A 26,608-nucleotide genomic window follows, 5' to 3' on the forward strand; every position below is an offset into this window, starting at 1 on the left:
ATGATGTGTGAATTTTATGTAATTTCCACTTATCAACAATTTAAGTACATTGTATGGCAGAGCGTATTGTAAAAGAAGTCCAAGTCCCAGTGGATTTTAGTGGTCAAAGGTTGGATCAAGTATCTACCGAATTATTTGAAGATTTCTCTCGATCTCGAATTCAATCATGGATTAAAGAAGGTACCATCCTAGTGGATGGTAAAAAAGTTAAAGCTAAAGAAAAAGTATTTGGTGGTGAAACTATTTCATTAAGTGTTCTTGTGGAAAATCAAGAAGTGCATTTACCTGAAGATATTCCATTAAGTATTGTTTATGAAGATGATGATATTTTAGTTATCAATAAACCATCTGGGCTGGTTGTGCATCCAGCATCAGGTCATAGAGACGGCACCTTGTTAAACGCTATATTGCATCATGCTCCTGAAGTGGGTCATGTGCCGAGAGCTGGTATTGTTCATCGTTTAGATAAAGAAACGACGGGGTTAATGGTAGTGGCCAAAACATTGGCGGCTCAGACAGATCTAGTCTCACAGCTTCAAGATCGCAGTATGGGTCGTGAGTACGAAGCTATTACTATCGGTGTGATGACGGGTGGTGGTGTTGTCGACGAGCCTATTGGTCGTCACCCTCATAATAGACAAAAGATGGCTGTTGAACCTATACATGGTAAAGAGGCAATCACGCATTTTCGCTTGGTAAAACGTTTCAAAAATCATACCCATATCCGTCTGAAGTTGGAAACAGGGCGTACACACCAAATTCGCGTACATATGTCCTTTGTTAAATTCCCTCTTGTTGGGGACCCTCAGTATGCAGGGCGTTTGAAAATGCCAAAAGCCTGTTCTCCTGAGCTCCAAGAAGGTATTCGACTGTTTAGACGTCAAGCCTTACACGCTAAGAAGCTAGAGCTTACCCACCCAATTAGTGGTGAATTTATGGAATGGGAAGTAGATTTGCCGGAAGATATGCAACATCTAATTGAGCTTTTGAAGCAAGATATGGAAGAATCTGGTAGTGACGATTCTGAGTATTATTAGTGGTATTGAGTAACCATTAATGCAATCTGTCATAGCAATAAAAAAGAAAGCGGCCAAATGGCTGCTTTCTTTTTATTGGAATACTATTTCGTTATTCGTTTAAGTTAGGAGAGCGTGCTTTGAGTGACAATTTATCAACAAAATTACATGTTATTCATCCTAATTGGCCTGCTCCCAAGAATGTTCGAGCGTATTCTTCTACCCGTATTGGCGGTGTAAGTGATAATGAATACAAGGGATTAAATCTTGGGGCACATGTTGGTGATGATTTTTATCGAGTGGCGAGTAACCGGAGACTATTTCAGCAACATACAGATATGCCTAATACCCTTGTATGGCTTAATCAAATCCATGGAACTAAAGTGCTTGAGTTACCGCTTCTACAGGACGAGAACCTGGATAACAAAGCCGATGCTTCGATAACGTATAAAGAGAATCAAGTGTGTGCCATTCTTACGGCAGATTGTTTGCCCATCCTGTTAACGAATGATGATGGCACTCAAGTCGCTGCGTTACATGCAGGTTGGCGTGGGTTATGTGATGGTGTAATTGAGCAAACGGTAGGTAAATTCGAAGAGGCTGAGAATGTCATGGCTTGGCTTGGGCCTGCTATCGGCGCTATGTCTTTTGAAGTGGGAGGTGAGGTTCGAGCGGCCTTCCTTGAGCGTGATTCTAAGGCTGTAGAGGCCTTTACTGCTTTAGGTGAAGATAAATGGTTGGGTGATTTGTACTTGCTGGCTCGACAACGACTCAGCTTAATGGGAGTAAATCAAATATATGGTGGTGACCATTGTACTTTTACTGAAAGGGATAAGTTCTATTCCTATAGAAGGGATGGGATAACAGGCAGAATGGCTAGTGTCATTTGGTTTGAGTAGAGTGACATTATTGTTTGAAAAGAAGCCATATATTTGATTGGTGTCATTTTTTTGACACTTCTCCATTGAAAACGATATTTTGGGACGTATTAATTAGGCAGATACAGTAAGAATTTTCCTCTATAAAGGAGTTTAGTAATGAGAATTGATCGATTAACAAGTAAGTTACAACTTGCGCTGTCTGATGCCCAGTCTGTTGCTCTAGGGCAGGACCATTCTTATATAGAGCCAGTGCATTTATTAATTGCCTTGATGGATCAGCAAGGTGGTAGTACGCGACCTATTCTTCAGCAGTCCGGCGTACAGGTGACAAAATTAAGAGAATCTCTTAATGGTATTTTAGATCGTTTGGCAAAGGTCAATGATCACGACGGTAATGTGCAGATGTCCCCTGAAATGGTGAGACTATTAAACCTAGGTGATAAAGAAGCGCAAAAGCGCAAAGATCAATTTATTTCATCTGAACTTATCTTGATGGCTATGTTTGAAGGTAAAGATGACCTGGCTAAGGCTTTAAAAGCAACGGGCGTCACCAAAAATGATATTGCCGCTGTAATAGATCAAGTCCGAGGTGGCGAAAGTGTTAATGATGCAAATGCCGAAGAGAATCGTCAAGCGCTAGATAAATATACCGTTGATTTAACCGCGAGAGCGGCTGAAGGCAAGCTGGACCCTGTTATTGGCCGTGATGATGAAATACGTAGAACAATTCAGGTCTTACAACGCCGTCGAAAAAATAACCCAGTATTGATTGGTGAGCCTGGCGTTGGTAAAACAGCGATAGCAGAAGGATTGGCGCAACGTATTATTAATGGCGAAGTGCCTGAAGGGTTAAAGAGTAAGCGAGTACTTTCTTTAGATATGGGGACCTTGATTGCTGGTGCCAAATATCGAGGTGAATTTGAAGAGCGTTTAAAGGCTGTGCTGAATGAGCTTTCTAAGCAAGAGGGTCAGGTAATTCTCTTTATTGATGAGATTCATACCATGGTTGGCGCGGGTAAATCTGAAGGCTCTATGGATGCGGGTAATATGTTAAAGCCTGCACTGGCTCGTGGAGAGCTGCATTGTGTTGGTGCCACAACATTAAATGAATATCGTCAATATATTGAGAAAGATGCCGCTTTGGAGAGACGTTTTCAAAAAGTATTGGTTGAAGAGCCTTCTGTTGCTGATACTGTTGCCATCTTGAGAGGGTTAAAAGAGCGTTATGAAGTGCATCATGGGGTGGATATTACTGACTCTGCGATCATTGCCGCGGCTAAGCTTTCTCAGCGTTATATCACTGATCGGCAGTTACCTGACAAGGCCATTGATTTAATTGATGAGGCAGGTAGTAGAATTCGGATGGAAATGGATTCTAAACCAGAAGATATGGATCGTTTAGAGCGCCGCTTAATTCAATTGAAAATAGAGCAAGAAGCGCTCAAAAAAGAAAAAGATAAGGCGTCAAAAACTCGCTTGAAAGAACTTGACTCTGAAGTTGAGACATTAGAAAAGCAGTATTCTGATTTAGACGAAATATGGAATGCTGAAAAAGCCCTTGTACAAGGAGGGCAAAAGTTAAAAGAAGATCTCGAGTCTGTGCGACATGAAATGGAAGAGGCTCGTAGGGAGGGAAATCTGGCGAAAATGTCGGAGCTTCAGTATGGGGTGATTCCTATGTTAGAAGCGGAAATAGAAAAGGCTAGTCAAGCAGAAGAATTAGGGCAAACTCAGTTGCTTAGAAATCGTGTTAGTGAAGAGGAAATCGCAACGGTTGTTTCAAGGTGGACAGGCATTCCTGTAGATAAAATGCTGGAGGGTGAGCGTGATAAACTATTGCGTATGGAAGAGGCCTTACATGAATCTGTGATAGGGCAAGAAGAAGCTGTCTGTGCTGTTGCCAATGCTGTGAGACGCTCTAGATCTGGTTTGTCTGATCCAAATAGACCAAATGGTTCCTTTTTATTTTTAGGCCCTACAGGGGTTGGTAAAACAGAGTTATGTAAGTCGCTGGCAACCTTCTTGTTTGATTCAGAAGCGGCAATGGTGCGTTTGGATATGTCTGAATTTATGGAGAAGCATTCCGTCTCTCGTTTAATTGGTTCTCCTCCAGGTTATGTTGGCTATGAGGAAGGAGGTTATTTAACTGAGGCAGTACGCCGTCGTCCATATTCTGTCTTGCTGCTAGATGAAATCGAGAAAGCGCATCCAGATGTGTTTAATATTCTTTTACAGGTATTAGATGATGGTCGTTTAACGGATGGGCAAGGTCGAACAGTGGATTTTCGTAATACCGTTATTGTTATGACCTCTAACCTCGGCTCTGATGTGATTCAAGAATATCGTGATGACAGTCAATATGAAGAGATTAAAGAAAAGGTAATGGAGGTAGTTGGTATGCACTTCCGTCCTGAATTTGTTAATCGAATTGATGAGGCCGTTGTCTTTCATCCTCTTATGTTGTCTCAAATTCAAGGTATTGCACGTATTCAGTTGCATCATTTGAATCAGCGTTTAGAAGAGATGGGTATTAGCATGACCATGAGTGAGGGGGCTCTGACTCGCTTGTCTGAGGTTGGTTATGACCCTGTATACGGTGCGAGGCCGCTGAAAAGAGCAATACAGCGCTGGATTGAGAACCCATTAGCAAATGAATTGTTGTCAGGCAGGTTTGTGAGTGGAGACGTGATTGTGGCTGATACAAAAGATAATGAGATCTGTTTTACTAAACAATAATACATTAGTAATGTGATAAAAAACCGTAGGCTCTATTTAAAGTATGTTTAACCTTTTAATAGATAACCTACGGTTTTTTTATAAATCAAATGTTCTACTTAGAAATCGATAAAGGCGCCGATGAAGACTCCAGAACTTTCACTCTTAACATCTTTATCATCTACATCTATTAGGTCGATATCCATAGAACGATAGCCTCCTTCAATACCTACTAAGAATGGCGTTTCATATTTCACCTTGATGGTTGTATCTGTGATGCTTGAATCGCCGATAGAGAGTGCTTTCAGCTCACCACCAACAGACACACTGGTTCCAGGGATCGTTGCGTAAGCTGAGAGATAGGCCATAGGGACAACAGCAGATAAACTACTCTTTTCTGTGTCTAGCTCAATTGAGCCGTCAAAGTCTCTTAGAGTTAAGCCTGCGTCCAGGTCCAGCCAAAGTAGCCCATCGAGAAACTCATAGTAAAAAGTATAGTCCGTGTGGGATAAATCGAGCTTGGCATCACCTGACAGGCTTTGTCCTTCAAAGGTAACACTTGAAGTGACTGTTCCTTCAGACTTTAGATCTGTACCTTGAAGGCGAATATTGGGAATTAACGGGAGTGGGTGTTCAAAGGCAATGCCATAGTAGCGGCTGCTATCTGCATCCATATCCGTTGAGTCACTTGATGTTCCATGATCAGAGAATTCAACTGTTGAATCTGGGGAAAAGGCACCAATTTCAGCGGTTAAGCCTAAAACATCTGCTTGTGCAGTGCTAGCAAGGACCAAAGAAGAAAGTAAAAGGGCGGCTCTCATAGTAAGGTTATCCATATTAATTTGAAGGTTTTAAGTAGTATAAACTTTCGGACTTATGTTTGACCAACAAAGATTGCATCTTATTTTTAACGTTATGTAAAGTTCAAAAAAAGATTAGAATAGATAAGAAGTGATATTTACAATAAGGAAATTGGCTGGGGTAGCAGGATTCGAACCTACGCATGACAGGATCAAAACCTGTTGCCTTACCGCTTGGCGATACCCCAAATAACCAAATTTTATGGTGGCTATGACTAGATTCGAACTAGTGACCCCATCATTATGAGTGATGTGCTCTAACCAACTGAGCTACATAGCCTTAACTATATTAGAAAAAATGGCTGGGGTAGCAGGATTCGAACCTACGCATGACAGGATCAAAACCTGTTGCCTTACCGCTTGGCGATACCCCAATTTTTTAAGTAATTAATGGTGGCTATGACTAGATTCGAACTAGTGACCCCATCATTATGAGTGATGTGCTCTAACCAACTGAGCTACATAGCCATAATTACTTTTCTAACAGTTATGTTGTAATGGCTGGGGTAGCAGGATTCGAACCTACGCATGACAGGATCAAAACCTGTTGCCTTACCGCTTGGCGATACCCCAATTACAAACCAGAAACAAATTATCTTTTGTGCGATCCCCTGTCTCTGGGTGCGATATTATTCATATAAGGCCTTATCGGGTCAAGCTTTTTTCTGAAAATATCTATAACAATTGAATAAATTTATACATTGAAACGGAAATGCATCACATCCCCGTCTTTTACTATGTATTCTTTCCCTTCTAAGCGCCACTTACCTGCGTCCTTAGCACCACTCTCTCCTTTGAACGAGATAAAGTCGTTATAAGCGACGACTTCAGCACGAATAAAGCCTTTCTCGAAGTCCGTGTGAATAACTCCAGCGGCTTGAGGAGCTGTTGCGCCTTGTTTTACTGTCCAGGCACGAACTTCTTTTACACCAGCAGTAAAGTAAGTCTGTAACCCTAATAGTTCGTAGCCTGCGCGAATCACTCGGTCTAAGCCGGGCTCTTGCATTCCCATCTCGTCAAGGAACTCTTGCATTTCTTCTGCATTAAGTTCAGAAATTTCAGCTTCAAGTTGATTGCATATAGGAACAACCATAGCGCCTTCAGCCGCTGCAATAGCTCTTACCTGGTCAAGGTGTGGATTATCTTCAAAACCGTCCTCAGCGACGTTAGCAATGTACATAGTTGGCTTTGTGGTAAGGAGGTGAAGCGCTTTTACTTCTTTTATTTCATCATCTGTGAGTTCAAGTGAACGAACTGGCAATCCATCTTCTAAATGGGCTTTTAGTCTTTCTAAGAAAGCTTTGTGAGCTATCGCTTCTTTATTGCCACTTTTCGCATTTTTTCCTGTGCGGAAAATCTGTTTGTCAACCGATTCGATGTCTGCAAAAATTAGTTCAAGGTTAATGATTTCGATATCGGCTTTTGGGTCGATTTTATTGGCAACGTGAATAACGTTTTCATCCTCAAAGCAACGCACAACATGCGCAATGGCGTCGGTTTCACGTATATTGGCCAAAAACTTATTTCCTAAGCCTTCCCCTTTCGATGCGCCTTCAACTAAGCCTGCAATATCCACAAATTCCATGGTGGTTGCTAACACTCTTTCAGGTTTAACGATTTCTGAAAGGGCGTCAAGGCGAGGGTCAGGCATGGCTACCACACCTGCATTTGGCTCTATTGTACAAAAAGGGAAGTTTTCAGCACCAATACCCGCTTTGGTAAGTGCATTGAATAACGTGGATTTACCGACATTTGGTAATCCGACGATGCCGCAATTAAAACCCATAATAATTCCTGAATATAATATAAATGTTTAAGCTTTGAAGCTGTGCAGTGTGTTCATCACATTATTGAGGTTGCCAGCAACGATATCATCTGTATATCGAAGGGATTCATCAATAGCGTGTTCAATCTTTAGAAACTCTGTGGAGGGGGCTTTGGTTAATACATAACCCGCTACTTTACTGGCGTGGCCTGGGTGACCTATGCCGATACGTAAACGACCGAAATCACGGTTATTGCCTAATTTTGAAATAATGTCTTTGAGCCCATTATGACCACCATGACCACCACCTACTTTGAGTTTGGCTGTGCCAGGAGGGAGATCTAATTCATCATGAATGACTAATATTTCCTGAGGAAGTACTTTGTAAAACTGACATAGGGCTTGTACGGCTGAGCCGCTTAAATTCATATAGGTGGTTGGAATGAGTAAAAAACATTCTTTTCCACCAATAGAAACTTTTCCAAATTCACCGGAAAACTTTTTTTCATAACGTAAAAGGCACTGACTCTGTTGAGCCAGTGCCTTTATATATTGAGCGCCAGCATTGTGACGGGTGTTATCATATTCTGTACCAGGATTACCTAGCCCAACTAATAATTTAAAACTCGCCACAATACTACCTTCAATAATCTTAACGTTTAGACTTGTCGATACGACCAATTGGTTGGTTGTGATCTTCGCCTTTCAACAATGAAACAAGCTCTACACCTTCAGGAACAACGGCATCTGAAAGGTGGTAAATATCGCCAAGTTGAGCGTTTGTGCAATCCACAACAAGCTCTGCAGGAAGGTTAGCTGGTAAACAACGAACTTCAGCAAGTTTCGCTTCTACAACCAAACGGCCGCCTTGAGTTTTAACGCCAGCACTCGTTGCTGCGCCAACAAAGCTAAGTGGTACACGAGTTGTGATAACGGTGTTTTCTTCAATGCGAAGAAGGTCGATATGTAGAACTTCAGGACGTGCTGGGTGACGTTGAAGTGCTTTTACAATAGCTTTTTCTGGGTTACCAGCAACGTTTACTTCAATGATGCTAGTGAAAAAAGCTGGGTTTTCAATGGCTTTGTTCAACTCGTTTACTGCGAATGAAACAGACTGAGGCTCAGTTGAACCACCGTAGATTACACCAGGAACTAAATTTTCTTTACGTAGGCGGCGGCTCGCACCTTTGCCATGAAGTTCACGAGTGTTTGCATTAATAGTTAATGACATTTTATTTTCCTAAATTAAGGTTAGTTAGCCCAGGACTGCGACCGGTCCCGAGCAAATGCGTTTGGTTTTGAGTTAGGCACCAAACATAGCACTAATAGACTCTTCGTTGCATACGCGACGAACAGCTTCAGCCAATATATCAGACATGGATAATTGGCGAATTTTAGGACACTCTAGCGCGTCCTGTCTTAGCGGAATGGTATCAGTAACAACCAATTCATCTAAAACGGAATTATTTACATTTTCAATGGCTTTACCAGAAAGAATAGGGTGTGTGCAGTAAGCTAAGACCCTTTCAGCTCCATGATCTTTCAATGCTTTAGCCGCAGCGCATAATGTGCCACCAGTATCGCACATATCATCGATTAATACGCATGTTTTACCCGCTACATCACCAATTAAGTGCATGATTTGCGCTTCATTAGCGCGAGGGCGACGTTTGTCAATGATAGCAAGGTCTGCATCGTCCAAAAGCTTAGCAAACGCTCTTGCTCGTACAACACCACCTACATCTGGGGAGACAACGGTGATATTTTCATAACCTTGGCGCTGTAAATCGTCTAGTAACAGGGGTGTTCCATAAACGTTATCTACAGGAATATCGAAAAATCCTTGAATCTGATCTGCATGAAGGTCAACGGTTAACACTCGGTTGATACCAACAGCAGAAATCATATCTGCAACAACTTTGGCTGTAATAGGAACTCGAGCGGAGCGTACACGACGATCCTGACGAGCATAGCCAAAGTAAGGGATAACAGCGGTTACTCGGCTTGCAGAGGCACGACGCAATGCGTCAGCCATTACAATCAGTTCCATTAAGTTATCATTGCTCGGTGCACATGTGGATTGGATAATAAAAACGTCTTTACCACGAACGTTTTCATTTATCTCGACTGTGATTTCTCCGTCACTGAATTTGCCAACTGTAGCATTACCAATAGGTAAACCTAAGCGACGTACTACTCGGCGAGCGAGTTCAGGGTTTGCATTACCGGTAAAAACCATCAACTTGGACACTGTGAATACCTTTTGTATTAAATTGTTCGTGATGAATAGAGGCGAATACGGAAAGTAACTGTCTCCAGTTCGCAAAAATATGTATTAACTTAATTGCCTAAATTTTCCGATTTTTTGCTACCCACTGGTCAAGTACTTGGTGCGTTAATGAGGTATTGCTTCCATTGCAAATCCAAGCTTGCCATTTTTCAGGTAGTTCTTGTTTTACCCGTTCAGCATCCTCTATATGTTCAAATGCGATAAAGAGACATGCTCCAGTCCCCGTAAGCTTTACATCTCCTTGATTTTTAAGCCAAAGATACGCTTCGTTTACATCCGGATAGATATCTCTTACAACATCTAAACAATCGTTATGCCCGTCCAGTGTTAAGACGTGCGATATTTTGATGCTCGAGGTGTCTCTTGTCAAACGTTTATCGGTAAAAATTTGACCAGTATTCACATGGGCGTTTGGTTTTACCAGCAGATAGACGGGGGTTTTGGGTCTAAGGAAGGTAAGTTGTTCACCTACACCTTGTGCAAAAGCGCTTTTTCCATGAATAAAAATAGGGACATCGGCACCAAGGGATAAGCCAAGACTAGCCAATTGACTAAGAGATAGCTGACAATCCCATAACAAGTTAAGAGCAAGAAGGGTTGTGGCCGCATTCGAACTCCCACCACCAATACCTGCTCCCATTGGTAGTGATTTTTCTAGGTGGATATGTACTCCCGATTCTTTATTACGTCGAAAGGGTTGTAAAAGTGTCGCTGCTTTGAATATTAAATTGTCTTTTTCTGGTAAAGCCTCAATATGAGGGAAAATACGAATATGATCTTCCCTGTTTACAGTGAAGCGAATGGTATCGTGTAAATCAATAAACTGGAATAAGGTTTCCAGCAAGTGATAGCCGTTCTCTTTTCTCCCTATGATATGAAGAAAAAGATTCAACTTTGCGGGAGAGGGTAAGGTAAGTGAGTTTATTTGATTGTCCATTGTGTAATAATTAGATTGACTCTGTAAGGCGGATTAGAAGCTTGCAGTTTACTGGGTAATTCTAGCCCATCAACCTCAGTGTATTCTTTGTAGGTTACTGTCCAGCCATCTTGAATGATCTCTTCAGCGCGATCGCTATTGAAGCCATTTTGTATTTCATACGGGCTGTTTGGCGACGGTAGTCCTTTTATCCAATATGACACTTGCTCAACGGGAAATTGCCAGCCAAATTGTTCGCTAAGTAAGGTACGGGCGGATGTGCCGTTAACCTCAACATCATTGTACTTTAATTCGACATTCCCAGGGGATATTTGAGCTAAATGTGTTGAACCTTGGCCAAATGGACCAATGATAGAAAGATCAAATTTTGAATTGTTGTGGAACCAATTAAAATTTCCAGATAATGCGTCTTCTTCTGTGCGTATGCCAACTCTCCCAACCGTCTCCCATTGAGTTATTTGATCAACAGTGACGGGAGTTGGTGTGCTGACTTTAGGGGTGTTGCTACACCCTGAAATCAAAATCAGCGTTGTAATAATAAAGCCTATTCGCATAATAATTTAATCCTGTAAAGGTGCACTTATTCGAGCATAGATGGATGGAGTCGATTAAGCGTTTCTTTTAATGATGGGTGGTTTGGTGAGCCATTTAATGCTTCTTGCCAAACGGCAACGGCTTCATCGTATTTTTCTTGGGCCCAGAGTGCTTCGCCATAATGAGCGGCAATCTCTGCATCAGGTAAGAGTCCCCAGGCTTTATTCAACAGCGACTCGGCTTTAACAAAATTCCCGTTTAAAAAATATCCCCAACCTAAGCTGTCTATAACGGCAGGGTTGTCTGGGTCGAGTCTATAGGCAGATGAAATGAGGTCTATAGCTTCACTATATTGTTGGGAACGAACTAATAATGTATATCCTAGTGCATTTAAATAGTTAGCGTTATTGGGCTCTTTCTTAAGTAAGAAGCGTAGTTCTTTCTCTGTTTCATGCCAGTTACCAAGTGAATCCTCTAATAAGGCTTTCTTATAGCGAACGTCATTCATATCTGATGATTGGTTAAGAATAATCTTGGCAAGTTCCAATGCGAGTTGAGGTTCTTCTTTGTCTTCGTGGTACTGCATAACATTTAAAATGGTCTCAGTATTTTGTCTTTGCTCGAATCTTGTCGCCACAAAATCATTAATCTCCCGCTCTTTTTTTAAATCATAAAGCCATATGATGATCTGTTCTGTTGCTGTTGTAAAAAGTTGACCATTCACATGTTTTAATTTTTCTATAGCTGTATTTTTCTTGTCTAAATCAGCATAAGCATTGGCTTCTAAAAAGTAAAATCGATCAGTGAAGCCAGAGGCTTGGTAATCAATTGAAGTTAATGCTTTTAGTGCGTCCGCAGGGCGTTTGTGTTGAATTAAGAGACTAATATAATGAATTGACAGCTGTGCTTTGTAGAGCGCAGGGAGGGTCGCGTTGTGATAATGATCTTTTGCGGATTTAAAATTTTTATCATTCATTTCGAAATCGATTAAGGATGAAATCAATGTGTATTCTTCAGGGTATAATGCCAGCCCTTGTTTTAGTGTTTGAATCGCTTCTTGAAGTTCTCCATCTTGCTTTTGAGTCAATCCAAGAATGAAGTAAATATCTGAAGGTAAGGGGGCTTTATTGTTTTTATTTTCGCTAAGAAGTGTTTGAGCGGCTTCTTTTGCGGACTTAAAATCTCCTTGCAAATAGACCGTGTGAATTAAGGCTGATCGTATCTCTGTTTGAGATTGCAAGTCTTGAGGGAGCAAGTGAATCGCCTCATTAATTATGGCTAAATATTTTGGCGTGGTAGCAAATGAGTTAATGGTTCTATTTAAAAAATCGAATGGAATGGATTCTTCATAGGCCCGAACGATTGTATTTGCAACTTGGTCTTTATTACCTTGGATTGCGAATGCTCTAAAACGAATTGAATAGCTGTTTGTTGCTTTTTTGTCTAAAGAAAGCCAAATGTCCGTTGATTGAATAATGAGTGCTGGATCATTCAGGGATAGAGCAATGAGGGTTGCTTTCTCTGCGAGAGTGCTGTTTTGCTCTGAAATAGCTAACGCTAAATAAAATTCAACCGCTTGTTTTTTCTCTCCCCTCGCAAGTGAGAACTCGGCAATTAATGCACTTTGGATTGGTGTTTTGTGTAGATCTATTTCGACTGGTTTAAGTCTTGTTGAAGCCTGATTTTGAGGCGTAAAGACACTGCAACCAGATAAAGATAGAATTAGCAGAGCAAAACCAAAAGTAGACTTTAGGTTATAGACCGGTGGAAAAAAGCGATTTTTTTGTGCTTTTATGAGTGAAGTATAATGTGTTGTTTTGAGCGATATTGGAAATGGCATGCTTTTCTCAATTAAAACTGATTCTCATTATAGTAACGTTCGTTCGATGTGCTGCCAACATCAAAATAGAGCCTTTGATGAAATACTAGGCAATCCCTATCACATAGATTTGATTTTATTGACATCATGGGGTGCGAAAATGCACGAATAACACGTATAATGCACGCACTAAAATTCGATGTATACATACAATCGACTTATCTATATAGAAAGTCTAATAGAAAGATTACACATCGAAACTGTGTTTACGCCCCCAGTCTTGAAGAAGAGTTTTTGAATGCCGCTTGTCACGGTTGGTATCAACCATAAAACTGCCCCTGTCTCTATCCGAGAGCGTGTTGCTTTTGCTCCAGAGAAAATGTTTGACGCTCTAAGTGAGCTGGTTCATCACGAACGTGCTAAAGAGGCCGTCATTGTATCTACTTGCAATCGAACGGAATTGTATTGTTCTGTGGATGATGAAGGGAAAATAAATAAAATTGTAGAGTGGCTAAGTGAATACCATGATGTTCCTTTAGAAGAGTTACGTAAGTTCTGTTACGCGCACCATGAAGATGACAGTGTTCGTCATATTATGCGGGTTGCATCTGGCTTGGATTCTCTGGTTTTAGGTGAGCCTCAGATTCTTGGTCAGGTTAAGTCTGCATTTGCCGTTTCTCAAGAAGGCAAATACATAGGCTCAAATCTACAAACTTTATTTCAAAAAACCTTTTCAATAGCGAAACAGGTTCGTACGGATACGTCTATAGGTGAGAACCCTGTGTCAATCGCGTTTGCCTCAGTAAGTCTGGCGCAAAGGATTTTTGCGGATGTTAAAAAAAGTACGGCGTTATTGATTGGTGCAGGACAAACAATCGAACTCGTTGCTAAGCATTTAAAAGAAAGTGGTATAAAGAGAATCATTGTCGCGAATAGAACGTTGACTAGAGCGCAGATACTTGCAGAAGAAATGGGTGCTGAAGCCATTCTTTTGTCGGATATTTCTGAATACTTGCCGATGGCGGACATTGTTATTTCATCAACAGCAAGTCAGTTGCCTATTATTGGTAAAGGTGTGGTTGAAAAGGCGATTGCAAAGCGTCGCCGCAAGCCTATGTTGTTAATTGATATTGCGGTACCAAGAGACATTGAACCGGAAGTAGAAGAAATTCAAGATATTTATCTCTATACGGTAGACGATCTTCATTCTGTTATACAAGAGAATCAAAAAGCTCGATTAGATGCGGCAAAAGAAGCGGAAGTGATTATTGATGATGGGGTTGTCGCTTTTAGAAAAAGTATTGAGTCTAGAAAAGTCTCAGAAATAATTGTTAATTATAGACAGCAGGCAGAAGTAACCAAACAGCTTGAATTGTCGAAAGCCATGAAAAGTCTTGACGCTGGTCAAACACCAGAACAGGTTTTACAGAAACTCGCACATAGCTTGATGAATAAACTGATTAACTCACCAACTCAATATCTGAGAGTGGCGGGAGCAAATGAAGATCAGCACGCGTTAAATATAGCGACTCAAGTGTTGGGCATTACAGATGAAAAAAATAATGAAAGATTCGATTAAATTTAAACTAGAAAACCTATCTGATCGTTATGATGAATTGTCTGCTTTACTCGGTGAAGCTGAAGTGATTATGAATCAAGATTTGTTTAGGTCCTATTCAAAAGAATACGCAGAGCTTGAGCCTGTTGTTAAGTGCTTTACTAATTTCCAGCAGGTTATGGAAAATATAGATGAAGCGGAATTGATGTGTTCAGACAGCGATCCTGACTTGAGAGAAATGGGTCAAGAAGAACTTAAATCAGGCAATCTGCAAAAAGATGTTCTACTTGAAGAATTACAGAAATTATTGCTGCCAAAAGACCCTAATGATTCCCGTAACGTGTTTTTGGAGGTACGAGCTGGAACCGGTGGTGATGAAGCCTCTATTTTTGCGGGTGATTTATTTCGCATGTATTCCCGTTATGCGGAAACGCAACGCTGGAAAGTAGAAGTAATCAGTTCTAATGAAGGCGAGCATGGTGGCTATAAAGAAGTGATCGCTCGTATTGTTGGTGATGGGGCTTATTCCAAATTAAAGTTTGAATCGGGCGTGCATCGAGTTCAGCGAGTTCCTGCGACAGAATCCCAGGGGCGTATCCATACTTCAGCTTGTACCGTCGCTATTATGGCTGAGATGGATGAAGTGGATGCAATTGAAATCAATAAAGCAGATTTGAGAATAGACACCTTCAGGGCTTCTGGCGCAGGTGGTCAACACGTAAACAAAACAGATTCGGCAATTCGTTTGACTCATATTCCAACAGGCGTGGTAGTTGAGTGTCAGGAAGAGCGTTCTCAGCATAAAAATAGGGCCAAAGCCATGTCTCTATTAGCTTCAAGGTTGCAGGCGGCAGAAGATGAAAAATATGCCGCCGAAAAATCTGAAACACGTAAATCTTTGGTCGGCAGTGGTGATCGATCTGAGCGAATTCGGACTTACAACTACCCACAAGGTAGGGTGACAGACCACCGTATTAATCTTACTTTATACAAGCTGGATGAAATTGTTGCTGGTGAAATAGATTCCTTGGTAAATCCTTTGATCAGTGAACATCAAGCTGAGCAGTTGGCGGCCTTAAGTAACGACAATTCATAATATGAGAATTGATCAATGTTTAAAGGACGGGGCGGCTAAATTAGCAGCCCTTTCTGATACGGCGCAACTAGATACACAGTTATTGTTGGCGAGTATTCTTCAGGTTAGTACTTCGTATTTATATACCTGGCCGGAAAAAGAGATTAGCTTAGAGCAAAAGCTGGCTTTTAATAAGTTACTTAAGGCTCGGTCTTTAGGGGAGCCTATTGCCTATCTGCTTGGTGTTCAAGAGTTCTGGTCGTTAGAGTTTAACGTGTCGCCTTGCACTCTGATACCGCGAGCGGATACCGAAGTATTGGTTGAAATGGCTCTAGAGAAAATAGTCGATATTGCTACGCCTCTGGTGTTGGATTTAGGTACTGGCACGGGTGCTGTGGCATTGTCTATTGCCTCAGAACGACCCACAGCGCAAGTGCATGCCGTCGACTTGATCGAGGACGCTGTGCATCTAGCGCGTGGAAATGCAAAAAAATTGGGCTTAACCGCTTCCATATATCAAAGTAGCTGGTTTGAAAGTGTTGAGAAAAAAGGCTTTGACCTCATTGTTTCAAATCCCCCATATATTGATGAGGCTGATCATCACCTTGATGAGGGCGATGTTCGATTTGAACCTAAGTCCGCTTTAGTGGCTGATTTATCGGGTTATGCAGATATTCAGTGTATAGCTCAAGAGGCGTTACATTATTTGGCCCCTTCTGGCTGGCTGGTATTCGAACATGGCTTTGAACAAGCGAGAAGAAGCCAAGACATTCTAAATTCGCTAGGGTATAAAAATGTCGTAACGTGCCAAGATTACTCTGGTAATGACAGGGTGACTCTAGGGCAGTGGTTAGCATGATATTGGCATCAACCTATTCTGTAAAGAGGCGCGTTAGCGATCACTTTTTGCTCTAAAAGTAAGATCGCTAGGCTGATGGTATTTTAAGGTACGATAAGTTTTAATACATTACTGAGCACTTTCTGGTCGACAAAAAACCGGCGCATTGTGCTTAGATTGTGTTGCATCATATTGATAGCCTGCATAATCAAAACTCAATAGTTCTTGATAGCTTTGGCAGCGGTTCTGTATGAGATAGCGAGCCATCAGTCCACGGGCTTTTTTTGCGTAGAAACTAATCACTTTATATTGACCATTCTTTTCATCTAGAAACACGGGTGAAATGACCTCGCTATTCAATGTTTTTGTATCAACAGATTTAAAATATTCATTGGACGCTAGATTGATTAACAGCTCATCTTTATCTAATTCCTGATTGATTTTGTCTGCAATAATGTCCTTCCAAAATGTATATAAATTTTTACCTTTCGGGTTCTCCAGTTTGACGCCCATTTCTAGTCGATAAGCTTGCATTAAGTCGAGTGGTTTTAAGAGACCATATAAACCACTTAAAATACACAGGTTATCTTGAGCATAAAGAAGATCTTCTTGGCTTAAGGAGTTGGCGTCTAAGCCAGTATAAACGTCACCCATAAAAGTAAAGATAGCTTGTCGGCTATTGTGCTTGGTATGTTCATGCTGCCAGTCTTGATACCTCTCTACATTGAGAGTGGAAAGTTTATCGCTTAGCTTCATTAGATGAGCAATATCTGCGGGAGTGTAAGGTCGAATGGTTTCAATAAGAATCTGTGATTCATTAAGAAAGGCGGGCACAGAAGAGTAATCTGTTGAGGTTTGGCTTGTTAAATCAAGCGTTTTTGCTGGTGATATTAGAAATTTCATAGCTTTTCCAAGAGTTTGCACGTTTGAGGATTGCGTTTGCTTAAGATTATCCATAGAGTGACGATAGATATCTAGATATGGATGCAATAGAGAAAATTTATGTCTGACAAAATAGTGCTGTTTCCAACTTTGACCTTATCAAAGGCGATGTTTGACAATAAGGCCAGTCAATTGGAAAAAGACGTTCAACAGTATGTTAGCAAAGATGAGCTTGCGAATCTAAGGGAAGCGTTTGATGTTGCTCGTAAGGATTGGCCCATTGAAGCACCTGAGCTTCCAGAAGAAAATAAGCATTATTCGTTTAAACGTTAGGGCATTTTTCTTTTTTACCGTTTTCTACTGTTGTTAACGTGCTATTTCTTCGTGTGGTTGTGTTTTTATGTTGTCTTTTCTTGTAAAGCATTCATTAGTATTTATGTTTGTTGCAGCTATTGTGGGTTTTCTTTGCCCTCAATATTCTTTAGCTTTTTTCCCTTTTTTACCCTACGTTCTATTTAGCTTAATGGTCCTGACGCTGTTGAGTATGAAGCAGTCTGCATTAATGAAGGTGCTGCTTAAACCTATGGTTTGGAAGTATGCTTGTTATCACTCATTTGGGTTGATGGTTTTATGTGTGACTTCCTCATGGTTACTGGGTGTAAGTGATGACTTGATGTTGGCTATCGGTGCGGTGGCGGCCACAGGTTCTTTATTTGCGACTCCCGCGATTATTCGAGTATTGGGTTTTGATGTTTTAATGGCGATGGCGATGACTATTGCCAGTACTTTATTATTGCCTGTGGCTATTTACCTCTTACTGTTGGTAACGCAAGCGGGTGATATTGCATTGGATGTACAAACCTATAGCATTCGTTTGTTGGTATTTATTTTTGGGCCGATGTTTTTGTCTTTTTTACTTCACCGCTTCGTACGTCCAGAAAAGGTATCACGGTTTCTAATGGCTGTGGCACCTTATACCGTATTGTTGGTGTTTGCCTTTCCTTTTGGTCTGATTGGAGAGTTTCGTTTGATGTGGGATGAATCTCCTATGATGGCCTATCAATATCTGGCGATAGGAACATTTCTTTGCGCTGTATTTTTTACCACGGGTTTTTTCTTATATCGTGCCAAAGGGATTGAGCTTGGTTTTGTTGCAGCGGTTGCTTCTGGTAACCGAAATGTACTTTTAACCTATACCATTGCGGGAGGTTTGTTAGGCCCAGCTTTTCTCCCTCTTGCAGGGGCGATTCAAGCGCCGACGTATTTGTTGCCTGTGATTGCGAAGTGGTTGGCAAAGCGCATAAAGTGAGGTCTCTTAACCTTGTGGTGAGGTTATTTGGTAGAAAGCGTCTCTTTAAGTGCTTTCACTAACCCTAATGCACTTTTTCCCCTCATCAAATAAGGGTTAAATATAGGGTTGTTGGCAAAACGCATATAGACAGTTTGAGTTGTGTTTGATTCAGGTAAGTACCCCATACTCCAATCTGGAAATATGCGTTCGGTGATTTCGTTGTATTCTAAAATCACGATGTTTTTATGTCTTTTGTCTTTCTGTATACGATGAAAGGTATCGTTAACTTCTGTTCTCGCGCCTTCTAAACATTGTAAAAAGTAACGACGGTTAAAATACAGTAAACCAGTTAATCCTGACGCAGGGTTACCTTGTCGAGCGGCTTTCACAATCGACTTTATTTCTTCAACGGATAATTCATCGCTGATTGTGCTTGCGTAAATTAATCGAGTAAGTTGCATTTTATCCCTTATCGTTTGCCAGCGTTTTAATGTGAAAAGTTTGTATCATGATAGGTTAAAAATCGATGGTCAACAAATTTTAATAATCTGTTTTAACCTCTATTTTCTTTTTTTATCAGTGCGATTAAGTCGCTATTATCTGAATAGTGAGACTATTTAATAGCGTATGAGGCTTAATTTTTATAAATTTAGATGATATTTTCGAATTAATCCACGAATTTGGTCATAACTGAGTCCTAATTGTGATGCCGCATTTTTTTGATTGTGTTGGTTGTTTTTTAGTGCTTCCTTTACCAAGTGAATGTGAAGTTGTTGAGTTTGTTCCTTAAGGTTTAAGTTGCTATCTAGTAGAAAAGACTGTGAGCTATGTGTGTGCTGAGGATGTGAAGGGGTAATGTTTGGTGGGTCAAAGGAGTAGTTATTTTCAAAAGGGTTAATAATGATTTTATCAACAGGTAAGTCTTGATCTCCCCAGCGATAAACCGATCTTTCCACCACATTTTTAAGTTCACGAATGTTTCCGGGCCAAGAATGGGATTTCAAAATGTTCAGTGCATTTTCTGTAAATCCAGAAAAGTAATCCCACATTAATTCTGTAGAAAGTTTGATTGCAAAGAAGTGAGCGAGCTCTTCTACGTCCTCATGTCTTTCTCTGAGAGGAGGGACTTGAATGACATCAAATGTTAACCGATCAAGCAGGTCGGCTCTGAACTCTCCCTCTTGGCTCATATTGACTAAATTGGCATTGGTCGCTGCAATGACTCTCACATCAACCGATTGTGTTTTAGTACTACCGAGCTTTTCAAACTCTCCATATTCAATAAGCCGTAGTAGTTTTTCTTGTAATCGTAGGGACATTGTTCCTAACTCATCTAAGAAAAGAGTGCCCTTATCTGCCCGTTCAAAGTGACCTTTATGAGACTTACTGGCTCCAGTGAATGCCCCCGTTTCATGGCCAAATAGTTCACTTTCCATTAGGTTTTCACTAATCGCAGCGCAGTTGATTGTAATGTAGGGTTGATCCCATCGATGGGATAAATAATGCAGCCGTTGGGCGATCATTTCTTTGCCACTACCGCGTTCGCCAAATATTAAAATTGGCCGATCAATTTTTGCTAAAGAAGAGGCATGATCCAAGGTATCAGAAAGCGTTTGTGAACTGCCAATAATTCGCTGAGTATGTGGATTCATAAGGTTTTATTCACCATTTGTTTTGGTTTATTTCACCATTGAATGGTTTTATTTACCATTTATTTTTTATTGATTTTTAAAAAATAATACTAAAATTCTAATTTAATTCATTTAAATCAATGCTTTGTGTTTTTTGGCATGGGTTTTGTAATATGTTTCATATTATTAATGAAAACAAACTTAACCAAAAACGAACTATGAGGATTTAGAAATGGGTATTTTTTCAAGAATGACAGATATCATTAACAGTAATTTAACCGCCTTGTTGGATAAAGCTGAAGATCCGCAAAAGATGATTCGTATGATGATTCAGGAAATGGAGGAAACACTTGTTGAGGTGCGTTCTAGTTCTGCTCGAGTAATAGCGGACAGAAAAACAACAGGCCGACGTGTCGATAGAATGCGTCAGGAATCACTAGAATGGGAAAAGAAAGCCATGCTTGCGATAGGCAAAGGTCGCGAGGATTTAGCCAGAGCCGCATTAAATGAAAAACAGCAAATCGAGCGTGAAATTGATCTCGTTGATGAAGAGTTAGCTGCCCTGGATGATCATTTGAATCACTTGAACGAAGAAGTCGGACAATTGCAAACAAAATTAACCGATGCTAAAGCGAAGCAAAAAGCGATGTTGATGCGTCAATCGACTGTAGAAAGCCGTTTACGAGTAAAGCGTCAAAACAGTAAATCAACTTTAGATAATGCGGTTGATAAATTTGAGCGATTTGAACGTCGTATGGATAGTTTGGAAGGTCAAATTGAATCAATGGATGTTGGTACAGAATCTTCAACAGATTTAAAATCACAAATTGATGCATTAGAAAATGATGACAAAATCAGTGATGAATTGGCTCGTTTGAAAGAAAAAATGACGAAAGTAGACTAAGGTTTGATTTCACTTTAAAGAAAACAATGCATTTTTAATAGTAAGGATTTTGATATGAGTATGGCCGTTTTTTTATTTGTGCCAACCATTATATTTATGACCGTTGTGGCGCCTATTTGGTTACTTTTGCATTATCGAAGTAAGACAAAGTCTGTCAAGGGTCTTGAGCAATCAGAGAAACAGGAGTTGGAATCTTTGCTTATGGTTGCTGACAAACTAACAGACCGTATTGATGCGTTAGAAAAAATTCTTGATGTAGAGAGTCCTGATTGGCGTTACAGAGAAGACGTTAAAGCCAGACGTAATACTCAATCTGATAGTTTTGATTCATAGTGGCATGGTTTAATTAATTATTGAGGGTAGGATTATGAAATACAGGTGTAAAGGTAACATTAAAGGCCAAAAACAACAGGGATGGGGGATAAACTTATATCGTAATAAAGAGAAAGGCTATCTTGGCGGTGTATGTGCAGGCCTCGCAGAGCACTTTGATGTAGATGCTTGGGTTGTACGCTTATTTACCTTTGGTGGCTTCTTATTCTTGGGCGGTTTTTGTGTCATCGCTTATATAGGTCTTTGGTGGTTTCTAGATGTAAGACCTGAGGAAGACTCTTATGAGTACGAATACGATGAGCGTCAACACAGTTACCGTCCAAAAAAATGTTTAAGTATACTGACAGCGCAAATGTTCGTCTGAGAAGAGCTAAAGAAAGATTAGATGATGCGACTCGTCGTGTTACGGAGATGGAAAGACATGTTACATCTAAGAAATTTGACCTTGAGCGAGAGTTTTCAAAAATCCGTGATTAAACTGGCTAAAAATGAGGGAGGAAAAATGTCTTCTTTTTTAATTCAATTAACCTCAGTGGCCAGTTTTATCTTAGCGGTAGTCGCGCATAATCAACTCTTTTTATTTCTGCACATACCCGTTGTTATCTATATATTAATTGCAAACCGCCCTGTGTAAGACGGTAAATAAATGGTTAAGCATTATTAATGCATTAACCATTTATTAGTGCGTTATAGAGTCGATGATTAGGCTTTTTTATTTGAATCTTATTTAAGTTTATAGTCAATTTGTCCAGTAATAATGGCATTACGATCGATATTACTTACTTGAAAGTCAGCTTGTTTTTTTAGTCTGGAAGGATCTACTAATAGTACCGCTTGCCCATTTATTAAGAGGTTATAATTTTCGGTAAAGCTAATAGAGATTTTTTCAGAAGACTGAGAGTTAAACAATTGTTGGTCTTTAACATTAATTGTTCGGCTTTCTCCTCTTGTCCATTCACCCACGAGAGGTAATGTTTTATAGGTTTGATCAGAGTGAGCCACGGTTGTTTCAGATACATATACTTGTATTAAATCGGCTTTCTTAGGGTTGATTTTTCGTTCTTCAATACGTTTTTTTAATAGATCTTCTTCGTGTTGAATGGCGACGGCTAATTCATTTAGCTGTTTAATGTTTGCTTGAACCTTATTGATATCATGTTCATCTTTTTTAAAGTTAGCGAGTTGAAGATGTGTTAATGATGTCAAACGACTTGTATCGAATGTGAGGTGGTCTAGCTTATTACTAATGTTTGTCAGTAAGTTTTTTCTTATTTTAAGCAGTTCAGGAAGCTCACTTTCAATCAAACTATCAGATTCAATCGCAGTATCTACGGCCTGTATGATTTCTATTTTTCCACTGTCGGTATTATTCGTTATCTCGGGAGCTGATATGGTTTTAATATTGATCACTTTATTCGTGGCATTTTTCTCAACTTGAGTGGGTGTATTTGTTTGATTTTTTTCTTCTTCAAGTACTTGTGTGCTTGAGCAGGCGCTTATTAATAGAACCAGAGTGGCTAGCCCTAAGTGTTGCATTGTCATGTGAAACCTCAATGTAGACTGCTTTTGCAGCGCTTGACGGTAGATGCGGTAATTATGATGCATGGGAAAGGGCAAGTCGAGGAATGAAAAAGATCAATCCAATCCTACTCTTGAAAAATACGACTGGACTGATTGTCTCACTGAAATTAATGCGAATGCAGTCTAAGTAATTATTTAAATACTTGGCATGGCGTTTAAGCGTGCTGTTTATTCCAATGAATGCATTCTTCTAGTGTAATGCCTTTGCCTCCGAATATGTCGAGAGCGCTACCAATGGTTAGATCAACTTTACCATTAGAAAGCTGATGCACTTTTTGTAAATCGTCTATAGAACGAGCGCCGCCAGCATAGGTAACGGGAATCGTACAGTGCTCTCCTAATAAACGAACGAGATCTTCATCAATACCAGATTGCAGTCCTTCAACATCGGCGGCATGGATTAAAAATTCATCGCAATGATCCGCTAATTCAATCAAGTTTTCTTTATTAACGGCTGTCGATGTAACTGTTTGCCAGCGGTTAGTGGCAATGCTCCAGCCATTATTAGTACGTCGACAGCTCAAATCTAATATTAAGCGCTCCGTTCCTGTCTCTCTTTTAATTTTATCCAATCGATCCCAAGAAAACTCATCATTTTCAAATAAGTAGGAAGTGACGATAACATGGGATGCTCCAGCGTTGAGAAACTCCGAAGCATTTCTTGCTGTCACTCCGCCACCGAATTGTAATCCCTGTGGGTAGGCTTTAAGTGCTTCTAATGACTCGGCTTTGTTGCCCTTTCCCAATGCAATAACATGTCCTCCAAGAAGGCCTTGTTCCTTATATAAAGAAGCGTAGTATTTTGCATCATACTCACTGATGAAATTTTCTTTGGCGCCTTTATCGTTCAGACTACCGCCAACAATTTGCTTCACTTTTCCTTGGTGCAAGTCGATACATGGGCGAAACTGAGTCAAGCTCTGTGCTCCTTTTAATAGTAATGGATAAAATGATGAAATAATTGTATCTGATTTCTCATATAGAAACGATGTGAAAAGCGAACTTGTTCTGAGACTGTTATACTTTGTTTGTTCAAGATTATTCAAATAAAACAATGAAAATAGGATCCTATGTTACAAATTTCATTAGCTGTTTCGATACCAGATAAAGAGATAGAGTTAACCGCCATTCGATCGCAGGGTGCGGGTGGGCAAAATGTCAATAAAGTGTCTTCTGCGATACATCTGCGTTTTGACATTGAAAAATCTTCTTTACCGGCTTTTCATAAAGAAAGACTGTTGGCCATGAGTGACTCGCGTATTACTCGAGATGGGGAAGTCGTATTAAAAGCCCAACAACATAGAACTCAGGAATTGAATCGGGAAGATGCCTTAAATCGCCTGAAAGCATTGATTTTGGATGCGATCAAGGTGCAAAAAGCGCGTCGTCCAACGAAACCTACTAAAGCCTCTAAAATACGACGTGTTGTTTCTAAAAAGAAAGATGGTCAGAAAAAAGCCTTGCGTAAAGCAAACTGGGATTAGGTTACTTTACGCAAGGTCGGATATTTTAAAGATTTTCTATTCTGCTGTTACTGAGTCATAGGACCTTTTTAGGCAAGAAAACTTCAGCGATCATACAGCGAGCACTGCCACCACCAATTTTTTCTATGGTTTCAATGGGGTTAGGTAGTAAGGTTCCGTATTTTTCAAGCTGTGCTTTTTGAGATGACGTAAAGCCGTTATAAGCACTTTGAGACATAATGATATAGGGTTGACCCTGATCATTTTTAACATGCAAAATATTGGCACAAAAATGCTTTTCAGTCTGTTCCATACTGATTTCAATCACCTCTCTGTCTATGGCTAATGCGGACTTTAGAGTCTGGTACGCTTCTTTATCGGTAATACTGTCAGCACAAACCACCGCAAACCCATCACCGACACTCATCATGACATTGGTATGATAAATAGGCGTTCCATGAGAGCTGGTTGTTTGAAATAAATAAACCTCTTGATAGCCTCTTTTGGTGGCAAAGCGATCTAATTGTTCTGGATGGCAGCGCTCCGACTGAGCGGCAAAGATCCTGTTGTGGATATGGTCAAAAATCAGCACGCCAGTCCCTTCCAGAATTTCTTGTGTTTCATTAAAATCGCCAACAATCTGAGTATCGTTGACCGAGTAATTATGCGCTTCGAGTAGCTCTGTGAGATCGTCAATGCGCCTTTCTTGGCGGCGGTTCTCGGCATACATAGGGTAAACTAAAAGTGTTCCCGAGGCTGTGGTAGAAAACCAATTATTAGGAAAAATCGCATCCGGTGTTTTTTTATTATGCTGGCCTTTCTCTAATACTAACGTTGTAATTCCCACAGAGCGTAAGTTATCCACCATATTTTGGAATTCGATCAAGGCTTTTTCTGTTACATTTTCACCCACATCCGGTTTGTGTTGAAAGGCGTTGTCGCCACCCGTTTGCTCATTAAATCCAAAGTCAACGGGACGAACCATAACTAAAGTATCAGAAAGTTGTGTCTGTTTTACTGACATAATTAACGCTCTAAAAATCAAGAATAATGAGTATTTTGCCGAGCCTAGTGTTGTTTGAACGGTTACGTTGAAACTGTTGTTTTGAACTTGGCTCGACCTTGGAAATAGTCTGGTGTTGAAGCTAACCTGACCTGAAGCGACAGTGAACTTAGTTAGCGCTCGAACTTAGCTTGTTGTTGAGCTTAGTGGAACGGCGCGAATTTGATCACCTACTTGAAGGTTGAGTGCGGCCGCCGTTTTTGCATCGATAAGCAACTCTCCTGAAGCCAGTCGGTCTGCTTTTGCTAAAGTGCAGCGATACCCTAAACATTCAGTATTACTAACTAGGTCAATCACAGTTGAGCTTGGCTGACCAATTTTTACCGAATAAACCTTATTCTGATTAATGGCTCTGATATGACGCACGTCGGCTTCAATGGTCGGTCCACCATCAAAAATGTCTACATAACCAAGATTTTGGAAACCTTCATTTTCTAACATTTTCAGTGCAGGTAGTGTGTTTTCATGTACTTTACCAATAACTTCTTGTACTGAAGGGCTTAGCAAATCGATGTAAATTGGCAGTTTTGGCATTAACTCGGCAATAAAAGATTTGTTCCCTAAACCAGATAAATAGTCGGCTTGAGCAAAAGGCATAGAAAAGAAATGTGCTCCTAGTCCATTCCAAAAAGGAGAATTGCCTTCAGCATCACTGACACCGCGCATTTCTGCAATGGCTCTTTGATGGAAGCGGTTAGGAAAGCTAGCCATAAACATAAAGCGGCTTTTAGACAGTAGACTGCCATTTTTGCTATGGCGATAATCTTGACTTAAAAAAAGCGTGCATAATTCAGAGTAACCCGTATGGTCATTACTTAGACTTAAGGTTTTGCTTTGGCCATACACTTTCAGGGAAGGCGAAGCGTGTACTAAAGTTCCCAAACGGTAATTATACCAGGGTGAATCGAGTCCAAGGGCGGATTCTATACCGCATACACCGGCAATATTATTCGTTTCAGTATCTTCTAAAACAAAAAGATAGCTCTGATTGGCTTCATTATTATCAGCGCTATTAAAAGCGACTTCGGCGGCGGTAATTTTTTCTTTTAACAGCTCTATGTTAGCGGGGAGAGAGGTAAAGCCAACCCCGGCATTTTTAGCCATAGTATGGAGGGCATCAATATCTTTTTTTGCAATTGGGCGAATCAACATCATGGTCGTTGTGCTCAGTT

At 40.4% G+C, this 26,608-nt stretch carries 28 protein-coding genes and 5 tRNA genes; 13 read left to right on the forward strand and 20 right to left on the reverse strand.

Annotation, left to right across the window (positions count from 1 at the left end; translation table 11 throughout):
* Positions 1-53: 53 nt before the first annotated feature.
* From rluD to clpB, 3 genes are all read left to right on the forward strand, one after another.
* Positions 54-1,037, forward strand: a complete 984-nt coding sequence (rluD, locus tag O1D97_RS02775) for a 23S rRNA pseudouridine(1911/1915/1917) synthase RluD (RefSeq protein WP_269122632.1) — start codon at positions 54-56, stop codon at positions 1,035-1,037.
* A gap of 119 nt (positions 1,038-1,156) precedes the next feature.
* Complete coding sequence (gene pgeF, locus O1D97_RS02780; protein WP_269122635.1) at positions 1,157-1,915, forward strand: peptidoglycan editing factor PgeF; 759 nt, start codon at positions 1,157-1,159, stop codon at positions 1,913-1,915.
* Between the two features lie 138 nt (positions 1,916-2,053).
* Entirely contained in the window at positions 2,054-4,633 is a 2,580-nt protein-coding gene (gene clpB, locus O1D97_RS02785; protein WP_269122636.1) for an ATP-dependent chaperone ClpB, read from the forward strand.
* A gap of 98 nt (positions 4,634-4,731) precedes the next feature.
* On the opposite strand, the gene O1D97_RS02790 is transcribed toward clpB, so the two are convergent.
* From O1D97_RS02790 to O1D97_RS02850, 13 genes are all read right to left on the reverse strand, one after another.
* Complete coding sequence (locus O1D97_RS02790) at positions 4,732-5,433, reverse strand: TIGR04219 family outer membrane beta-barrel protein (protein WP_269122638.1); 702 nt, start codon at positions 5,431-5,433, stop codon at positions 4,732-4,734.
* Between the two features lie 152 nt (positions 5,434-5,585).
* A tRNA-Gln gene (locus O1D97_RS02795) sits at positions 5,586-5,660 on the reverse strand.
* Positions 5,661-5,675: 15 nt separating this feature from the next.
* Positions 5,676-5,752: transfer RNA gene (locus O1D97_RS02800), tRNA-Met, on the reverse strand.
* A gap of 19 nt (positions 5,753-5,771) precedes the next feature.
* Positions 5,772-5,846, reverse strand: a tRNA-Gln gene (locus O1D97_RS02805).
* A 17-nt stretch (positions 5,847-5,863) separates the two neighbouring features.
* Positions 5,864-5,940: transfer RNA gene (locus O1D97_RS02810), tRNA-Met, on the reverse strand.
* Positions 5,941-5,970: 30 nt separating this feature from the next.
* Positions 5,971-6,045, reverse strand: a tRNA-Gln gene (locus O1D97_RS02815).
* 121 nt (positions 6,046-6,166) lie between these two features.
* A complete protein-coding gene (gene ychF / locus O1D97_RS02820) occupies positions 6,167-7,258 on the reverse strand; it encodes a redox-regulated ATPase YchF (RefSeq protein ID WP_269122639.1) in 1,092 nt (363 codons plus the stop codon).
* Between the two features lie 27 nt (positions 7,259-7,285).
* Positions 7,286-7,870 (reverse strand): aminoacyl-tRNA hydrolase, encoded by a 585-nt coding sequence (gene pth, locus O1D97_RS02825; protein ID WP_269122640.1) that lies wholly within the window; start codon positions 7,868-7,870, stop codon positions 7,286-7,288.
* Positions 7,871-7,889: 19 nt separating this feature from the next.
* Entirely contained in the window at positions 7,890-8,468 is a 579-nt protein-coding gene (locus tag O1D97_RS02830; RefSeq protein WP_269122641.1) for a 50S ribosomal protein L25/general stress protein Ctc, read from the reverse strand.
* A gap of 72 nt (positions 8,469-8,540) precedes the next feature.
* The gene (locus O1D97_RS02835; RefSeq protein ID WP_269122642.1) at positions 8,541-9,488 is read right to left on the reverse strand and encodes a ribose-phosphate diphosphokinase; all 948 of its coding nucleotides are present in this window, start codon (positions 9,486-9,488) and stop codon (positions 8,541-8,543) included.
* A 97-nt stretch (positions 9,489-9,585) separates the two neighbouring features.
* On the reverse strand, positions 9,586-10,464 hold the full coding sequence (gene ispE / locus O1D97_RS02840) for a 4-(cytidine 5'-diphospho)-2-C-methyl-D-erythritol kinase (protein WP_269122643.1): 879 nt from the start codon (positions 10,462-10,464) through the stop codon (positions 9,586-9,588).
* Positions 10,449-11,018 (reverse strand): lipoprotein insertase outer membrane protein LolB, encoded by a 570-nt coding sequence (lolB, locus tag O1D97_RS02845; protein ID WP_269122644.1) that lies wholly within the window; start codon positions 11,016-11,018, stop codon positions 10,449-10,451. Before lolB ends, ispE begins: the two co-directional genes overlap by 16 nt.
* Positions 11,019-11,044: 26 nt before the next feature.
* Positions 11,045-12,838, reverse strand: a complete 1,794-nt coding sequence (locus O1D97_RS02850; protein ID WP_269122645.1) for a tetratricopeptide repeat protein — start codon at positions 12,836-12,838, stop codon at positions 11,045-11,047.
* A gap of 277 nt (positions 12,839-13,115) precedes the next feature.
* On the opposite strand from O1D97_RS02850, the gene hemA reads away from it, so the two are divergent.
* The 3 genes from hemA to prmC are packed head-to-tail and all read left to right on the forward strand — an operon-like array spanning position 13,116 to position 16,309.
* Positions 13,116-14,396 carry a glutamyl-tRNA reductase gene (gene hemA / locus O1D97_RS02855; protein WP_269122646.1) on the forward strand — a complete coding sequence of 427 codons (1,281 nt, stop codon included), beginning with the start codon at positions 13,116-13,118 and terminating at the stop codon, positions 14,394-14,396.
* Positions 14,380-15,471 (forward strand): peptide chain release factor 1, encoded by a 1,092-nt coding sequence (gene prfA / locus O1D97_RS02860; protein ID WP_269122647.1) that lies wholly within the window; start codon positions 14,380-14,382, stop codon positions 15,469-15,471. Before hemA ends, prfA begins: the two co-directional genes overlap by 17 nt.
* 1 nt (position 15,472) lies before the next feature.
* On the forward strand, positions 15,473-16,309 hold the full coding sequence (gene prmC, locus O1D97_RS02865) for a peptide chain release factor N(5)-glutamine methyltransferase (RefSeq protein WP_269122648.1): 837 nt from the start codon (positions 15,473-15,475) through the stop codon (positions 16,307-16,309).
* Positions 16,310-16,417: 108 nt separating this feature from the next.
* On the opposite strand, the gene yaaA is transcribed toward prmC, so the two are convergent.
* Positions 16,418-17,191 carry a peroxide stress protein YaaA gene (gene yaaA / locus O1D97_RS02870; RefSeq protein ID WP_269122649.1) on the reverse strand — a complete coding sequence of 258 codons (774 nt, stop codon included), beginning with the start codon at positions 17,189-17,191 and terminating at the stop codon, positions 16,418-16,420.
* 99 nt (positions 17,192-17,290) lie between these two features.
* Here yaaA and O1D97_RS02875 point away from each other — a divergent pair, with 99 nt between their 5' ends.
* The gene (locus O1D97_RS02875; protein ID WP_269122650.1) at positions 17,291-17,503 is read left to right on the forward strand and encodes a hypothetical protein; all 213 of its coding nucleotides are present in this window, start codon (positions 17,291-17,293) and stop codon (positions 17,501-17,503) included.
* A 67-nt stretch (positions 17,504-17,570) separates the two neighbouring features.
* Positions 17,571-18,479 (forward strand): hypothetical protein, encoded by a 909-nt coding sequence (locus tag O1D97_RS02880; RefSeq protein ID WP_269122651.1) that lies wholly within the window; start codon positions 17,571-17,573, stop codon positions 18,477-18,479.
* A gap of 23 nt (positions 18,480-18,502) precedes the next feature.
* Here the strand turns inward: O1D97_RS02880 and O1D97_RS02885 are convergent, their stop codons facing one another.
* Positions 18,503-18,922 carry a BLUF domain-containing protein gene (locus O1D97_RS02885; protein ID WP_269122652.1) on the reverse strand — a complete coding sequence of 140 codons (420 nt, stop codon included), beginning with the start codon at positions 18,920-18,922 and terminating at the stop codon, positions 18,503-18,505.
* 180 nt (positions 18,923-19,102) lie between these two features.
* Positions 19,103-20,113 carry a phage shock protein operon transcriptional activator gene (gene pspF / locus O1D97_RS02890; RefSeq protein WP_269122653.1) on the reverse strand — a complete coding sequence of 337 codons (1,011 nt, stop codon included), beginning with the start codon at positions 20,111-20,113 and terminating at the stop codon, positions 19,103-19,105.
* 211 nt (positions 20,114-20,324) lie between these two features.
* On the opposite strand from pspF, the gene pspA reads away from it, so the two are divergent.
* The 4 genes from pspA (at position 20,325) to O1D97_RS02910 (ending at position 21,963) form a co-directional block, all read left to right on the forward strand.
* Positions 20,325-20,996 carry a phage shock protein PspA gene (gene pspA / locus O1D97_RS02895; protein ID WP_269122654.1) on the forward strand — a complete coding sequence of 224 codons (672 nt, stop codon included), beginning with the start codon at positions 20,325-20,327 and terminating at the stop codon, positions 20,994-20,996.
* A gap of 54 nt (positions 20,997-21,050) precedes the next feature.
* Complete coding sequence (gene pspB / locus O1D97_RS02900) at positions 21,051-21,329, forward strand: envelope stress response membrane protein PspB (RefSeq protein ID WP_269122656.1); 279 nt, start codon at positions 21,051-21,053, stop codon at positions 21,327-21,329.
* A gap of 34 nt (positions 21,330-21,363) precedes the next feature.
* Positions 21,364-21,693: a PspC domain-containing protein gene (locus O1D97_RS02905; protein ID WP_269122658.1), complete on the forward strand. Its 330-nt coding sequence runs from the start codon at positions 21,364-21,366 to the stop codon at positions 21,691-21,693.
* Positions 21,694-21,831: 138 nt separating this feature from the next.
* Positions 21,832-21,963, forward strand: a complete 132-nt coding sequence (locus O1D97_RS02910) for a hypothetical protein (RefSeq protein WP_269122660.1) — start codon at positions 21,832-21,834, stop codon at positions 21,961-21,963.
* Positions 21,964-22,052: 89 nt separating this feature from the next.
* Here the strand turns inward: O1D97_RS02910 and O1D97_RS02915 are convergent, their stop codons facing one another.
* Both O1D97_RS02915 and hisA read right to left on the reverse strand, forming a co-directional pair.
* Positions 22,053-22,871, reverse strand: a complete 819-nt coding sequence (locus O1D97_RS02915) for a hypothetical protein (RefSeq protein ID WP_269122662.1) — start codon at positions 22,869-22,871, stop codon at positions 22,053-22,055.
* Between the two features lie 194 nt (positions 22,872-23,065).
* Positions 23,066-23,827 carry a phosphoribosylformimino-5-aminoimidazole carboxamide ribotide isomerase gene (hisA, locus tag O1D97_RS02920; RefSeq protein WP_269122663.1) on the reverse strand — a complete coding sequence of 254 codons (762 nt, stop codon included), beginning with the start codon at positions 23,825-23,827 and terminating at the stop codon, positions 23,066-23,068.
* A gap of 153 nt (positions 23,828-23,980) precedes the next feature.
* Here hisA and arfB point away from each other — a divergent pair, with 153 nt between their 5' ends.
* Positions 23,981-24,394, forward strand: a complete 414-nt coding sequence (gene arfB, locus O1D97_RS02925; RefSeq protein ID WP_269122665.1) for an alternative ribosome rescue aminoacyl-tRNA hydrolase ArfB — start codon at positions 23,981-23,983, stop codon at positions 24,392-24,394.
* A gap of 55 nt (positions 24,395-24,449) precedes the next feature.
* Here arfB and ctlX read toward each other — a convergent pair whose 3' ends face one another.
* Together ctlX and astA are read right to left on the reverse strand one after the other, a co-directional pair.
* Positions 24,450-25,397, reverse strand: coding sequence for a citrulline utilization hydrolase CtlX (gene ctlX, locus O1D97_RS02930; protein ID WP_269122667.1), 948 nt, complete (start codon positions 25,395-25,397; stop codon positions 24,450-24,452).
* A gap of 165 nt (positions 25,398-25,562) precedes the next feature.
* Entirely contained in the window at positions 25,563-26,591 is a 1,029-nt protein-coding gene (gene astA, locus O1D97_RS02935) for an arginine N-succinyltransferase (protein ID WP_269122669.1), read from the reverse strand.
* Positions 26,592-26,608 lie beyond the last annotated feature (17 nt).

This window comes from Marinomonas phaeophyticola (assembly GCF_026966905.1).
In the GTDB taxonomy this organism is placed as follows: domain Bacteria; phylum Pseudomonadota; class Gammaproteobacteria; order Pseudomonadales; family Marinomonadaceae; genus Marinomonas; species Marinomonas phaeophyticola.

Coding starts and splice junctions, on each gene's coding strand:
- rluD (WP_269122632.1), top strand. CDS start 54: ATGGCAGAGCGTATTGTAAAAGAAGTCCAAGTCCCAGTGGATTTTAGT.
- hemA (WP_269122646.1), top strand. CDS start 13,116: ATGCCGCTTGTCACGGTTGGTATCAACCATAAAACTGCCCCTGTCTCT.
- O1D97_RS02880 (WP_269122651.1), top strand. CDS start 17,571: ATGTTGTCTTTTCTTGTAAAGCATTCATTAGTATTTATGTTTGTTGCA.
- O1D97_RS02790 (WP_269122638.1), bottom strand. CDS start 5,433: ATGAGAGCCGCCCTTTTACTTTCTTCTTTGGTCCTTGCTAGCACTGCA.
- ispE (WP_269122643.1), bottom strand. CDS start 10,464: ATGGACAATCAAATAAACTCACTTACCTTACCCTCTCCCGCAAAGTTG.
- O1D97_RS02905 (WP_269122658.1), top strand. CDS start 21,364: ATGAAATACAGGTGTAAAGGTAACATTAAAGGCCAAAAACAACAGGGA.
- arfB (WP_269122665.1), top strand. CDS start 23,981: ATGTTACAAATTTCATTAGCTGTTTCGATACCAGATAAAGAGATAGAG.
- clpB (WP_269122636.1), top strand. CDS start 2,054: ATGAGAATTGATCGATTAACAAGTAAGTTACAACTTGCGCTGTCTGAT.
- O1D97_RS02885 (WP_269122652.1), bottom strand. CDS start 18,922: ATGCAACTTACTCGATTAATTTACGCAAGCACAATCAGCGATGAATTA.
- O1D97_RS02830 (WP_269122641.1), bottom strand. CDS start 8,468: ATGTCATTAACTATTAATGCAAACACTCGTGAACTTCATGGCAAAGGT.
- prfA (WP_269122647.1), top strand. CDS start 14,380: ATGAAAGATTCGATTAAATTTAAACTAGAAAACCTATCTGATCGTTAT.
- yaaA (WP_269122649.1), bottom strand. CDS start 17,191: ATGAAATTTCTAATATCACCAGCAAAAACGCTTGATTTAACAAGCCAA.
- pspB (WP_269122656.1), top strand. CDS start 21,051: ATGAGTATGGCCGTTTTTTTATTTGTGCCAACCATTATATTTATGACC.
- O1D97_RS02875 (WP_269122650.1), top strand. CDS start 17,291: ATGTCTGACAAAATAGTGCTGTTTCCAACTTTGACCTTATCAAAGGCG.
- pspF (WP_269122653.1), bottom strand. CDS start 20,113: ATGAATCCACATACTCAGCGAATTATTGGCAGTTCACAAACGCTTTCT.
- O1D97_RS02910 (WP_269122660.1), top strand. CDS start 21,832: ATGTCTTCTTTTTTAATTCAATTAACCTCAGTGGCCAGTTTTATCTTA.
- O1D97_RS02850 (WP_269122645.1), bottom strand. CDS start 12,838: ATGCCATTTCCAATATCGCTCAAAACAACACATTATACTTCACTCATA.
- ychF (WP_269122639.1), bottom strand. CDS start 7,258: ATGGGTTTTAATTGCGGCATCGTCGGATTACCAAATGTCGGTAAATCC.
- O1D97_RS02915 (WP_269122662.1), bottom strand. CDS start 22,871: ATGACAATGCAACACTTAGGGCTAGCCACTCTGGTTCTATTAATAAGC.
- ctlX (WP_269122667.1), bottom strand. CDS start 25,397: ATGTCAGTAAAACAGACACAACTTTCTGATACTTTAGTTATGGTTCGT.
- lolB (WP_269122644.1), bottom strand. CDS start 11,018: ATGCGAATAGGCTTTATTATTACAACGCTGATTTTGATTTCAGGGTGT.
- astA (WP_269122669.1), bottom strand. CDS start 26,591: ATGATGTTGATTCGCCCAATTGCAAAAAAAGATATTGATGCCCTCCAT.
- prmC (WP_269122648.1), top strand. CDS start 15,473: ATGAGAATTGATCAATGTTTAAAGGACGGGGCGGCTAAATTAGCAGCC.
- pspA (WP_269122654.1), top strand. CDS start 20,325: ATGGGTATTTTTTCAAGAATGACAGATATCATTAACAGTAATTTAACC.